The following is a 10,749-nucleotide window of genomic DNA, read 5'->3' as shown; positions in this document are numbered from 1 at the left end:
TGCGTCCGCCTGGCGAGCCTTGGGGACCAGAAGCCTGGGCGAAGATCGCGCCGGTGTGGGCGAGTGTGGAGGCCGAGGTCAGCCAGCGGCTCAAGAAGGCCCTGGCGAGCGGCCGGATTCAGCAGGATCAATATGACGTGCTTTGGGAACATCTGATCTGGACAGAGGTGAATGAGCGGGTTAACCTCGGATATTCCCGCAGCCCAAGGAATCCCCTCCCATGAACCCCGACGAAATTCCGAACCGGCTGGACGGCACGCGCAGCACCGAATCCATTTCCGCCACCTGCCGGCACTGCCTCCATTATCCTGGAGGGACTCGCACCTGTACGGCGTTCCCGGACGGCATTCCCGATGCCCTTTGGTGGGCGTACCATGGGCACCGTGAGCCCTTCCCGGGCGATCACGGCCTTTTGTTTCAACCGCGTCCGCTTCCCGACCCACTGGATGCGGCCCGTTACGAGATTCCCGCATTCCTGCGCAAGCCGAAACCATGATCCAGATCACGCTGACCGACACCGGCGTCAACGCCGCCCTCTCCCGTCTGCTGCAGGGTCTGGAGAACCCGAATCCGGCCCTGAAAAGCATCGGGGAATTGGTGATGGAATTCACCAAAACGCGCTTTGCGGTTTCGCAAGACCCCTACGGAACCCCCTGGGCGCCGAACCAGGACAGCACGCTGCGCGCCCTGCTGCACCGCCATTCCAGGAGCTTCACCCGGACCGGCCAGGTCTCGGCGAAAGGCCAGCAGCGCCTGGCGAACAAGAAGCCGTTGATCGGCGAATCCAAGTCGCTCTCGAAGCAATTCTCGTATCGACTGGTCGGCCACGGCGTCGAGGTGTACTCGACCCTGATCTACGCCGCCATCCATCAGTTCGGCGGCCGCAAGGCGCAGTTCCCGCGTCTGTGGGGCGACATCCCGGCGCGTCCGTTCTTCCCAGATGCCCAGCGCGGCCTGCCGCCGGGCCTCGAACAGCGCATTCTCGGGGCGCTGTCCGAGCACCTCGCCGGGCGGTTGCAGGGGTAAGCGTGATGGATACGTTGGAAAACGCGCAGAAGCGGGCCGAATACTGGAAGGCCTCAACCCTGGACGCGACGAGGGAAATAGAGGAGCTGCGGGCACAAGTGGCCAAACTGGAGTCTCTGCTTGGTTCCGTTGGAGAAAAAACCCCGGCGCCAGGCCGGGGCTCAGAATCGCGCGGTAGGACAAAAAATCAGGCGGGTGGCACAGGGATAGGGTCGACCCTAGTCGGCGAGCCCCTACCCGCGTTAAACAGACCGATTTAAGGCAACGCGCGCGGTGAAATCATGCCGTGATTTGAGCCCTCGGCATCTCATCATACGTGCGACCGTGCAGTTTACGTCCGGCCATATCCTTGCGGACGCCGCCCCACTGCTTAAAGAAAAAAGCCACGTTGCTGCGCTGGCACTGGCGATGGATTGAATCAACCCAGTCCTGACGCATTGGCCGTGCGCCGGCGCCCGATTCTCCCCCAACAATTACCCAGTGAATCCCGACAAGGGGCAGGTTCTCAAGCGGCCCGATGAGGGGTTCACAGGATAAAAACCGCACCTTTGCGGGCACCGCAGCAAGGTTGCTTATTCGGCTCGCGGCTTGTTCGTCTTCAACGCTGACCCCCATCCATACGTTTGGCGGCCAGGGGAGCGACTGGCCAAGTTGCCGCAGCCGTTCGCTCCGCTTCGTGAGAATCTGGAACGTATGCTGCGGACAGTCCTGCATGGTGGCGAAAACCCTCTGTATAAAACTCTCGGGCACGGCCTCCTGGAACAAGTCGCTCATGGAATTGACGAAAATCAACCGCGACTTCTTCCAGGTCTTCGGGCGATCAATCAGGTCTTCATGCAGTGTTGGACGGAAGCCGTCTTGATAGCGGGCTGACCCCATGGCCTGCAGCCTCTTGGCCATTTTCTCGGCGTAGCAATGTTTGCACCCTTGGCTGACCTTGACGCACCCCGTCACAGGATTCCAGGTCATTTCCGTCCACTCGATATTGGATGTGCCGGGCATGATGTCCACCTCTTCTCGTTAGTCGTTCAGGATGCTTTGCGCGATCTTCAACGCGGTCTTCGCGCCGCGCTCGTTCGCCGCAGCAAAGCAGAGCAGGTAGAGCGGGTTTGCCTTGGAGTTCCGCAAGATGAGTCCGTCGGCAACTGCGGCAAAGCAGTCTGCCAGGCGTTCGTGAATGAACGCGGCAATGTTTTCTTCCGACGCATCCCGCGCCACAGTCTCACGGTCGCCGAACAGGTCTTGCGTCTTGGTGACCGGATAGAAGCGTGCCCGCCAGTTGCTGGTGCCGAACAGCAGTTGCAGCCTGGCCTGCCATGCGGGTGCGATGTTGCCATCGCGGGTGAGCAGGCGCGCGACGCCAACTCCAAGCGGAAAGAGATACCAAAGATCAACGGCCTTTGTCGCAGCCAGCACCTCAATCGTGCTCCACTCCACCTGCATCCCGTATGGGTCGAGGAACACGACAGCACGCTCCTTCTTCCAGTCACGTTGGCTGCACCACGCCTTAAGAATCCTGTTGGCGTCGCCCTTCTGGATTTTGCAGCGTGGCTCGATAGCAGAAAAGTCATTGCCTATGGTGGCGCGAAGCTGATTGACCCGGTCGCGTGATTCCTCGACGAAAAGATAGCGGTCGAAGGGGCTGGGCAAGTCCATGGCGATGCGAGCGCTGCCCGCTCTATAGACAGTGGTTTCAGAATAAACCTCGTCGAAGAGCTGCTGGTCTTCAGACGGCAGATTCGGTTCTGCTCGCGAACCCGTCCCCGCAAAAGCGTCTACATACCAGGTGCGGAAGTGCCGCGCCTTTTCGTTGCCCGTGAAGATCGTGCGGTAAGCCGTCAGATACTTTCTCAGGCAAACAAGCTTCTCTTCCGTTCAGTTACCGCCGAAGGTATGAGCCAACCTGCTTCCCTCTCTCAATAGACCACCTTGAATGTCGGGCTGTCCTCCGGCCTGGTTGTTGCTGATCGTTCACGCGAGGCTTTCGGGTCCGGGTTTCGGCGTCGGCGCCGATCCTACCCGACACGGCGCATGCCGTGCGGAAATCTCGACGCCCTGCCGTACTGATCACCGATCGCCAAAGAAAAACCCCGGCGCCAGGCCGGGGTTCAGAATCGCGCTACAAGGCCTTGAACGGGCCGGAGGGTCACTGGGGTACGGAGAAAAAAAGTTGACCCCATTTAACGCGGGTTTTCACGCGGCTCCTGGGCATTTTTGGGGCGCCCATTCCACCCGCTAGCCGGAGACCGCTCCCGGTCAGGCCAGCCGCCGGTCGATGCGCCGCAAGAGCTTCAGGATTTCGTCCTCGCGGCGGGCGGCCGGCGGGGCGATGGGCGGTGAGGGCGCCGCCGCCGGGTCGGCCCACGATTGCGCGGCGTAGGCCCGGATCAGGTCGATCAACGCCTGCTTCTGGTCCGTGGGCGGGCGCGTCGGGAAGGGGATCACGCAGGCGGCCATCACTGGTCCCCTGCCTGCGCGCCGCCCAGCGCCAGCAGCGGCGCCTGCTGCAACTGGCGGCCGACCTGCTCCAGGGCGTCGGCCAGCGCCTGATTGTTGGCCAGGCTCAAATAGCGCTGCGCGACGCGTTCCTGCGCGGCGGCCAGGCGTTGCTGCTCGATGGCCAGATGGCGGGCAGCGACGGCGGCAATCAGCTCGCGGCTGCATTCCGGCGCGCCCGCGCCGAGCGAGAACTGGTATTTGCCACACAGCGTCAGGCTGATGGTGCTGCGCGAGACGCCGAGGGCGCGGCCGATGTCTTGCGCGGTCTGGCCGGCGACGAACCTTTCCATGGCGAGGCGCTCCTTGCGGCGCGTCATGCGCACGCCGGGGAGGGCCGGCGCCGGCGGCGCCGCCGGCTGCGGCGCCGGCGCGGTGGCTTCCAGCGTCTGCGCCGCCCAGGCGCGAAACTGCTTGGCGGTGGCGGTGTTGGCGAAGAAGCCGAGCTTGATGCAGCCGGTGGCGGAGAAGATGAGCTGCTCACATGGCCTACCATTAACCTGGGACAAATTGACCCGGGTTGCGTCTGCAGCGGTGAACTCGTCGGCGTGCCGGTTGTACAGGTCGCGCGCGCTTCACGGCGCGCGCGTGGCATCGATCAGCGAATTCCATCAGGGACAGAGGCATCGCCTCGATCAAAGTCCGAAGGTATGGCTGCAATCTTTACCCTTCGAACCGTCACCAATTGAATGCCTGGCAAACCCAGGGGCGACTATGTAAGGCTGCTAGGGCTCCGGCCGGCAGTGCATTCGGGTAGCCGGGTTGTGACATGATCCGGATACAACCGTTCTCGGTCAGCGGGCACGACGCCCAGCCCGACTGAATTGTTCTCCGGCAGCCAGGCCATGGCTCTGGTGTGATGCAGGTGGTCGCTGTCCAGCAGGGCGATCAGCACATTCATATCGAGCAAGGCGCGCATCAAACACCTTCCTTGTCTCTACGCTCTACGCTGGTCGACCTGCGCGTTGGTGACCACTTTCCCCCGTGACGGGAGCGGGCGGAAACCGTGGACGGCCGCCGGCTCGCTGGTGCTGCTGGTCGTCGATGGCGGCGATTGGGTCAAGGCTTGTCGCAAGAGGTGCGAGATCACCCGGCCGGCCGTTGTCCCGCCACGCCGGGCAAGCTCGTTGGCAGCCAGCAGAACATCGTCTTCGGTATCGAGTGTGGTACGCATGAGCATTCTCCTCACGAATCATCAGATGGCCACCCTCGAACTTTTTGCAGCACTCGCCCGCGACGAGGGGGGGGCCTGTGTGATGGTCCTGCACGAAACTGGACTGGCTACACGTCTCTGCACGCACGCCCTGCTGTTGTTCGGCGATGGAACGACGCAGCAGGGTACTTGGGACGAAGTGATCAGCAGCGACTCGCTGGGCAGGCTCTACGGCTATTCACTGCGTGCAGTGGGCGAGCACCGACGGCGCTGGTTCATGCCCGGCTAGCGATCGCCGCCAGCTCGGCACCTTCGTCGAGGTCGGCGGGCGCATTCTTGGGCATCGATGCCGCGCTGGCAGCCGCCTGCACACTCGGCACGTAGTCGAAGTCGGCAACCAGGATATGGTTGTAGAACCAGCCGTTGATCATGAACTTCACTTCTTCGGCAATTTCGTCGAGGGTCATCCGCTTGGCGTTCTCCAGCAGATCAAAAAGCATCCGGCGGAACTCCCGGTGCAACTTCCGATGCGCCTCAAGGCCGGGGTAGTGGCAGGCAATCATCAACTGCTCTTCCTCGTGCAGATGCACCTTGACGTATTCGGTCAGGATTGCCAGCGTTTTCAACACCCTGATCTGGTCACCATCGCCACCGAAGGTGGCGGCCAGATCGAACAGTTGTCGGTGCTGTGCATCAATCGCCGGTACACCCACCTCGATCTTCGATGACCACTCTGCCAACTCAAAATCCATTCTTTGCTCCAACTGTAGTGAAGGGTATGACCGACTGTTTCACGAAGATGGCGAGCGTGTTGCCAGATCGATCTGTTCGGAAAGGGTCAGCCATTGCTCTTCCAAAGCAGACAACTCCCGTGCGATCTGGTTCAGTCGGCGGCCGCTGTCGGCCAGCTCCTGTGCCGACAGCGGGGTCGACAAACGCGCTTCGAGGGCGTGCTGCTCCTGCTGGAGGTCGAGCAGGCGCTTTTCAATGTGTCCCTGCTCCCGCTGCAGGGTTTTCAGCTTGCCCGGCGCACCGCTATCGCCGCCGGAGCGCGGCGAACGTCTGGGCAGCTCGTTTTCGCTCTTCGGTTTCAGTGATTCCCGGAGGGTTTCCCGGTTGCGTTTCGCTTCGTCGAGCAGATAGCGCTGATAGTCGTCGAGGTCGCCGGTGAAGTCCTCCATGCCACCGCGGGTGACCAGCCAGAATTCGTCACACACCGAACGGAGCAGAGAGCGGTCGTGGCTGACCAGCATCACGGTTCCCTCGAATTCGTTGAGCGCCATCGCCAGGGCCTCGCGTGTGGCGAGGTCGAGGTGATTGGTAGGCTCGTCGAGCAACAACAGGTTGGGGCGTTGCCAGACGATCATGCACAGTACCAGGCGGGCCTTTTCTCCGCCGCTCAGGGTGCCGACGGTCTGCCTGACCATCTCGCCACTGAAATTGAAGGTGCCGAGGAAGCTGCGCAGATCCTGTTCGCGGTCGCTTTGTCCGGTGGGTAGGCCTTCCTTGGCCAGGCGCAGCAGGTGTTGTAAGGGGGTTTCGTACGGGCGCAGGACGTCGAGTTCCTGCTGCGCGAAGTAACCGATGTTGAGGCCTTTGCCTTCGCTGACGATACCGCTGCTGCAGGGCAGGACGCGGGCAATGGTCTTGACCAGCGTGGACTTGCCCTGACCATTGGCACCGAGGATGCCGATGCGTTGCCCGGCCATGACCGATCGGTTGACCCGCCGGACGATCACCGTCGGTTGCGTGCCGGCAGGTGCATCGACCGGCGGCGGGTAGCCGAAGCAGGCATTGCTCATGACCAGCATCGGGTTGGGCAGGTGGGCGGGTTCCTTGAACTCGAAGGTGAAGTCGGCGCTGGTCAGTACCGGCGCCAGACGCTCCATTCGTTCCAGCGCCTTGACCCGGCTTTGCGCTTGCCTGGCTTTCGTCGCCTTGGCCTTGAAGCGGTTGATGAAACTCTGCAGGTGGGCGATCTTCTCCTGCTGCTTGAGGTAGGCATTTTGCTGCAGGTCGATCTGTTGGGCGCGGGTTTCTTCGAAGGTGCTGTAGTTGCCGCCGTAGCGCGTCAGCTTGCCGTTCTCGAGGTGCAGGGTCACGGTGGTCACCGCGTCGAGAAACTCCCGGTCGTGACTGATCACCACCATGGTTCCCGTATAGCGTTTGAGCCAGGTTTCCAGCCAGACCAGCGCATCCAGGTCGAGGTGGTTGGTCGGTTCGTCGAGCAGCAGGAGATCCGAAGGACACATCAGCGCCCGCGCCAGTTGCAGGCGCATTCGCCACCCCCCCGAGAAGCTGTCGACCGGATTATTCAGTTCGGTGGTCTTGAAACCCAGGCCGAGGATCAGCGCCTGGGCACGCGCCTGGGCATCGTGTGCGCCGGCGTCGTGCAGGGCCAGATAGGCGTTCGCCAGGCGTTCGCCATCTCCCCCCTCGCTTTCGGCGAGTTGCACTTGCCGTTGGGCTGCCAGCAGCGCCTGGTCGCCCTCGATCACGAAGTCGGTGGCGCTCAGGCTGCTTGACGGCATCTCCTGTGCGACCTGCGCCAGGCGCCAGGCAGTGGGTCGCGAGAATTCGCCGGCGTCTTCGTGCAGGCTGCCATCGAGCAGCGCGAAGAGGGTGGTTTTGCCCGCGCCGTTGCGGCCGACGAGGCCGACCCGTTCGCCGGGGTTCAAGCTTGCCGTCGCCTGGTCGAGCAGGGTTTTGGCGCCGCGCCGCAGGCTGACGCTCTTGAGCGTGATCACGCCGTCGAAACTCCCGTCAATGCTCCGGTGATGGGTGTGCAGCCGGGTGCCTGGTCAGCAGCAACCCGGTTCACCGGAAGATCACGGTCTTGTTGGCGTGCACCAGCACCCGGTCCTCGAGGTGATAGCGCAGCCCGCGCGCGAGGACCGCTTTTTCGATGTCCTTGCCATAGCGCACCATGTCGTCGATCGAATCCGAATGGTCGATGCGGATCACGTCCTGCTCGATGATTGGCCCCTGATCAAGTTCCTTGGTGACGTAGTGGCAGGTGGCACCGATCAGCTTGACGCCGCGCCGAAAGGCCTGGTGGTAGGGTCGGGCGCCGACAAAGCTGGGCAGGAAGGAATGGTGAATGTTGATCATCTGTCCGGGGTAGCTGTCGCACAGATCCGCCGGCAGAATCTGCATGTAGCGCGCGAGCACCATCGTGTCCCCCTTGACTTCCTCGTAGATGCGTCTGATCTCGGCGTGTGCTGCGGCTTTGTTCTCGGGGTCTACGGGGACATGGTGGAAGGGGATGCCATGCCATTCGACCAGGGCCTTGAAAGTGTCGTGATTCGAGATGACGCAGGGAATCTCGATGTCGAGTTCCTTCGCCTGCCAGCGTGACAGCAGATCGTAGAGGCAGTGTTCCTGCTTGCTGACCATGATCACGACGCGCCGTTTCACCGCCGAATCACTGATTTTCCAGTCCATCGACAACGATTCGGCAAGTGGGCGGAAGCGCTCGCGAAACTCGGCCAGATGAAAAGGCAGCGACTCGGCTTTCACCTCCATGCGCATGAAATAGCGCCCGTCCTGTTCACCGTTACCGTTGTCGGCATGATAGCTCGACTCGAGAATCCAGCCACGGTGTTGGGCAATGAAGCCGGCAACGCGCGCGATGATGCCGATCTGATCCGGGCAGGAACCGGACAGGGTATAGAAACGTTGCGAATGCATGCTGCGTAACCTTTAAAGTCGCGTCAGCGACTCACGAACCTCCCCTCCCCCCTCGCGGGGGAGGGGTTGGGGGAGAGGGAAGCGGTCATGACTTTCATGATCGGGGGTGCCTGGAAAAGTTATGGCCGTTAGGCGGGCGTGACCGTGACGAAGGCCTGGTCGATCGCTGCGCGCAGCTCGGCATAGGACTGCGTGACCGGGAACTGCGGGAATTCGCGGATGACCTGCTCGGGCGGGTGAAAAAGGATGCCGGCGTGCGCTTCGCCGAGCATCGCCGTATCGTTGTACGAATCGCCGGCGGCGACCACTGTGAACCGGAGTTCCCTGAGGCGGCGTACCGCCTCGCGTTTCTGATCGGGCATGCGCAGGCGGTAGCGCACCAGCATTCCGTCAGCATCGGCCTCAAGGCTGTGACAGAATAAGGTTGGCCAGCCAAGTTGCCGCATCAGCGGGTGTGCGAACTCGTAGAAGGTGTCGGACAGGATGATCAACTGATAGTCCTCGCGCAGTTCATCGAGGAAGGTCCGGGCACCTTCGATCGGCCCCATTTCGGCGATGACCTTCTGGATGTCTGTCAGGCCGAGCCTGTGTTCGGCCAGGATGGCGAGGCGGGACTGCATCAGCTTGTCGTAGTCTGGCTCGTCGCGGGTAGTACGGCGAAGCTCCGGAATGCCGGTGCGTGTGGCGAATTCGATCCAGATTTCAGGGACGAGGACGCCTTCAAGGTCGAGGCAGACGATTTGCACGGCAAGCTCCCAGAGGATGAGGTTTGAAGTAAGCGCGTGATTCTACCAAATCCCCGGATCTCTCAGCAGCGCCATAGCGGCTGCATCGCAGTATGATGATAAGCCTGCGGCCCTTCAGTAAGAAAAGAGGAAATGATGATTACGCCCAATATTCTTGCGTTGGTCCTGGCCGGCGGCGAAGGCACCCGTCTACATCCGCTGACCCAGCATCGTTCGAAGCCTTCAGTACCTTTCGGCGGCCGTTTCCGGATCGTCGACTTCGTTCTCTCGAACTTGGTCAATTCGAAGATATTCTCCATTTACCTGTTGGTCCAATACAAGTCGCAGTCATTGATCGAACACATCCGTCGTTCCTGGTTGCTGGCGCCGATCTTCCCCGAGCAGTTCATCGCCGTCGTTCCGCCGCAGATGCGCGAGGGGCCGGAATGGTTCCAGGGTACTGCCGACGCCGTTTATCAGAACCTGGGACTGATCGAAAAGCGTGCTCCGGACCTCGTGGTGGTGTTTGGTGCGGACCACATCTATCGGATGGACGTCCGTCAGATGGTTCACTTTCACCTGCTCAGCCAGGCCGACGTCACCATCGCCGCGTTGCCGGTTCCCATCGGACAAGCCTCGGCATTCGGCATCATTGACGCTGCCGACAACGGCAGCGTGCGCAGCTTCCGAGAGAAGCCGGTCCAGCCGTCGCCGATGGCCGGGAACCCGACGCGCGCCTTTGCCTCGATGGGAAACTACATCTTTACGACCGAGGTACTGGTCAAGGCGCTGCGGGAAGGGCATCGACTGGGAGAAAAGGATTTCGGCAAGGATCTGCTGCCGCGTCTGATCCAGACACACCGGGTGTTTGCCTACGATTTCTGTGGGAATCGCATTCCCGGCATACGCGCCTCCGAGGAGCCTGGCTACTGGCGCGACGTGGGCACGATTGATGCCTATTTTGCCGCCCATCAGGACCTCCTGGGTAGCGAACCGAAGTTCGATCTGTTCAATCCCAGGTGGCGGATCGGCTCCAGCAATTATCAAGGGCCGTCGCCGAAATTCTTCCACGCCGAGCTGGACAACAGCATCATCAGTGCCGGCGGGCTGATCAAGGGGGCACGCATCCGCAATTCGATTGTTCGCCGCGAAGTGTGCATGGAGGAAGATGTGGAACTCGACGAGTGCATCATCATGGACTACGCGCTGCTGCGCAAGGGGGTGAGGCTCAGGCGCGTGATCGTCGACCGTTACAACACCATCGAGGCCGGTGATCGTATCGGTTACGACGCCGACGCCGACCGTCACCGATTTACCGTGACCGAATCAGGAATCGTGGTCGTTCCCCGAGGCCAGGGAACGGATACCCATGCAGATGCGAGGATGTTCCACTACCTCTAGGGCGTGTCATCAATTACCAGATCATCCGCGATAATGGCGGACGATTCAGGCGGAGAAAGAGAACTGATGGGATTCCACCCTCGTTACTATGGAAGTCGTGAGCGACTCACGAACCTCCCCTCCTCTCGCGGCAATGCTGTTGAATTAAGCCTGCGCGATTCGCTTAGATTTATCGAGCTGCCATTGATTGATCGGTTTTTTGGATACGCGGGGTTGCGAAGGGCGTGGCGCTTTGGGTCGGTAGTAGCGCACACGGGC

At 61.5% G+C, this 10,749-nt stretch carries 14 protein-coding genes and 1 pseudogene; 5 read left to right on the top strand and 10 right to left on the bottom strand.

Annotation, left to right across the window (positions count from 1 at the left end; genetic code table 11):
* The 3 genes from V5B39_RS20130 to V5B39_RS20120 all read left to right on the top strand — a co-directional run.
* Window positions 1–224: hypothetical protein (locus V5B39_RS20130; protein WP_332344619.1), on the top strand; the 224-nt coding region annotated here is incomplete at its 5' end.
* The gene (locus tag V5B39_RS20125) at window positions 221–496 is read left to right on the top strand and encodes a hypothetical protein (protein ID WP_332344618.1); all 276 of its coding nucleotides are present in this window, start codon (window positions 221–223) and stop codon (window positions 494–496) included. The genes V5B39_RS20130 and V5B39_RS20125, both read left to right, overlap by 4 nt.
* Window positions 493–1,026 (top strand): phage virion morphogenesis protein, encoded by a 534-nt coding sequence (locus tag V5B39_RS20120; RefSeq protein ID WP_332344617.1) that lies wholly within the window; start codon window positions 493–495, stop codon window positions 1,024–1,026. The genes V5B39_RS20125 and V5B39_RS20120 overlap by 4 nt, the downstream gene beginning before the upstream one ends.
* A 279-nt stretch (window positions 1,027–1,305) precedes the next feature.
* On the opposite strand, the gene V5B39_RS20115 is transcribed toward V5B39_RS20120, so the two are convergent.
* The 6 genes and pseudogenes from V5B39_RS20115 to V5B39_RS20090 all read right to left on the bottom strand — a co-directional run bounded on the left by V5B39_RS20115 (window position 1,306) and on the right by V5B39_RS20090 (window position 4,696).
* The gene (locus V5B39_RS20115) at window positions 1,306–2,028 is read right to left on the bottom strand and encodes a DUF5131 family protein (protein ID WP_332344621.1); all 723 of its coding nucleotides are present in this window, start codon (window positions 2,026–2,028) and stop codon (window positions 1,306–1,308) included.
* Window positions 2,029–2,046: 18 nt separating this feature from the next.
* Window positions 2,047–2,889, bottom strand: a pseudogene (tcmP, locus tag V5B39_RS20110) (three-Cys-motif partner protein TcmP); the annotation flags it as partial.
* 393 nt (window positions 2,890–3,282) lie between these two features.
* Window positions 3,283–3,483: a hypothetical protein gene (locus V5B39_RS20105; protein WP_332344616.1), complete on the bottom strand. Its 201-nt coding sequence runs from the start codon at window positions 3,481–3,483 to the stop codon at window positions 3,283–3,285.
* The gene (locus V5B39_RS20100; protein WP_332344615.1) at window positions 3,483–4,031 is read right to left on the bottom strand and encodes a hypothetical protein; all 549 of its coding nucleotides are present in this window, start codon (window positions 4,029–4,031) and stop codon (window positions 3,483–3,485) included. The genes V5B39_RS20105 and V5B39_RS20100 overlap by 1 nt, the downstream gene beginning before the upstream one ends.
* 203 nt (window positions 4,032–4,234) lie before the next feature.
* Complete coding sequence (locus tag V5B39_RS20095; protein ID WP_332344614.1) at window positions 4,235–4,441, bottom strand: hypothetical protein; 207 nt, start codon at window positions 4,439–4,441, stop codon at window positions 4,235–4,237.
* A gap of 18 nt (window positions 4,442–4,459) precedes the next feature.
* Window positions 4,460–4,696, bottom strand: a complete 237-nt coding sequence (locus V5B39_RS20090) for an antitoxin (protein WP_332344613.1) — start codon at window positions 4,694–4,696, stop codon at window positions 4,460–4,462.
* On the opposite strand from V5B39_RS20090, the gene V5B39_RS20085 reads away from it, so the two are divergent.
* The gene (locus V5B39_RS20085; RefSeq protein WP_332344612.1) at window positions 4,695–4,964 is read left to right on the top strand and encodes a hypothetical protein; all 270 of its coding nucleotides are present in this window, start codon (window positions 4,695–4,697) and stop codon (window positions 4,962–4,964) included. The genes V5B39_RS20090 and V5B39_RS20085 overlap by 2 nt on opposite strands.
* Here V5B39_RS20085 and V5B39_RS20080 read toward each other — a convergent pair.
* The 4 genes from V5B39_RS20080 to thrH all read right to left on the bottom strand — a co-directional run bounded on the left by V5B39_RS20080 (window position 4,951) and on the right by thrH (window position 9,111).
* A complete protein-coding gene (locus tag V5B39_RS20080) occupies window positions 4,951–5,427 on the bottom strand; it encodes a bacteriohemerythrin (RefSeq protein ID WP_332344611.1) in 477 nt (158 codons plus the stop codon). The two genes, V5B39_RS20085 and V5B39_RS20080, sit on opposite strands and share 14 nt — an antisense overlap.
* Before the next feature lie 39 nt (window positions 5,428–5,466).
* Complete coding sequence (locus V5B39_RS20075; RefSeq protein ID WP_332344610.1) at window positions 5,467–7,422, bottom strand: ABC-F family ATP-binding cassette domain-containing protein; 1,956 nt, start codon at window positions 7,420–7,422, stop codon at window positions 5,467–5,469.
* A 70-nt stretch (window positions 7,423–7,492) separates the two neighbouring features.
* On the bottom strand, window positions 7,493–8,365 hold the full coding sequence (gene purU / locus V5B39_RS20070; protein WP_332344609.1) for a formyltetrahydrofolate deformylase: 873 nt from the start codon (window positions 8,363–8,365) through the stop codon (window positions 7,493–7,495).
* A gap of 128 nt (window positions 8,366–8,493) precedes the next feature.
* Window positions 8,494–9,111 (bottom strand): bifunctional phosphoserine phosphatase/homoserine phosphotransferase ThrH, encoded by a 618-nt coding sequence (gene thrH, locus V5B39_RS20065; RefSeq protein ID WP_332344608.1) that lies wholly within the window; start codon window positions 9,109–9,111, stop codon window positions 8,494–8,496.
* A gap of 135 nt (window positions 9,112–9,246) precedes the next feature.
* Between thrH and V5B39_RS20060 the strand changes: the two genes are divergently transcribed.
* A complete protein-coding gene (locus tag V5B39_RS20060) occupies window positions 9,247–10,491 on the top strand; it encodes a glucose-1-phosphate adenylyltransferase (RefSeq protein ID WP_332344620.1) in 1,245 nt (414 codons plus the stop codon).
* Window positions 10,492–10,749: the final 258 nt, after the last annotated feature.

The organism is Accumulibacter sp., assembly GCF_036625275.1.
Lineage (GTDB): Bacteria > Pseudomonadota > Gammaproteobacteria > Burkholderiales > Rhodocyclaceae > Accumulibacter.
The sequence above is the reverse complement of the archived record's forward strand: the minus strand, read 5'-3'. Positions and strand labels throughout refer to the sequence as shown.

What these genes read in the sequence shown, in the direction of transcription:
- V5B39_RS20125 (WP_332344618.1), top strand. Translation starts at nt 221, where the DNA reads ATGAACCCCGACGAAATTCCGAACCGGCTGGACGGCACGCGCAGCACC.
- V5B39_RS20115 (WP_332344621.1), bottom strand. Translation starts at nt 2,028, where the DNA reads ATGCCCGGCACATCCAATATCGAGTGGACGGAAATGACCTGGAATCCT.
- V5B39_RS20095 (WP_332344614.1), bottom strand. Translation starts at nt 4,441, where the DNA reads ATGCGCGCCTTGCTCGATATGAATGTGCTGATCGCCCTGCTGGACAGC.
- purU (WP_332344609.1), bottom strand. Translation starts at nt 8,365, where the DNA reads ATGCATTCGCAACGTTTCTATACCCTGTCCGGTTCCTGCCCGGATCAG.
- V5B39_RS20085 (WP_332344612.1), top strand. Translation starts at nt 4,695, where the DNA reads ATGAGCATTCTCCTCACGAATCATCAGATGGCCACCCTCGAACTTTTT.
- V5B39_RS20120 (WP_332344617.1), top strand. Translation starts at nt 493, where the DNA reads ATGATCCAGATCACGCTGACCGACACCGGCGTCAACGCCGCCCTCTCC.
- V5B39_RS20080 (WP_332344611.1), bottom strand. Translation starts at nt 5,427, where the DNA reads ATGGATTTTGAGTTGGCAGAGTGGTCATCGAAGATCGAGGTGGGTGTA.
- V5B39_RS20105 (WP_332344616.1), bottom strand. Translation starts at nt 3,483, where the DNA reads ATGGCCGCCTGCGTGATCCCCTTCCCGACGCGCCCGCCCACGGACCAG.
- V5B39_RS20090 (WP_332344613.1), bottom strand. Translation starts at nt 4,696, where the DNA reads ATGCGTACCACACTCGATACCGAAGACGATGTTCTGCTGGCTGCCAAC.
- V5B39_RS20060 (WP_332344620.1), top strand. Translation starts at nt 9,247, where the DNA reads ATGATTACGCCCAATATTCTTGCGTTGGTCCTGGCCGGCGGCGAAGGC.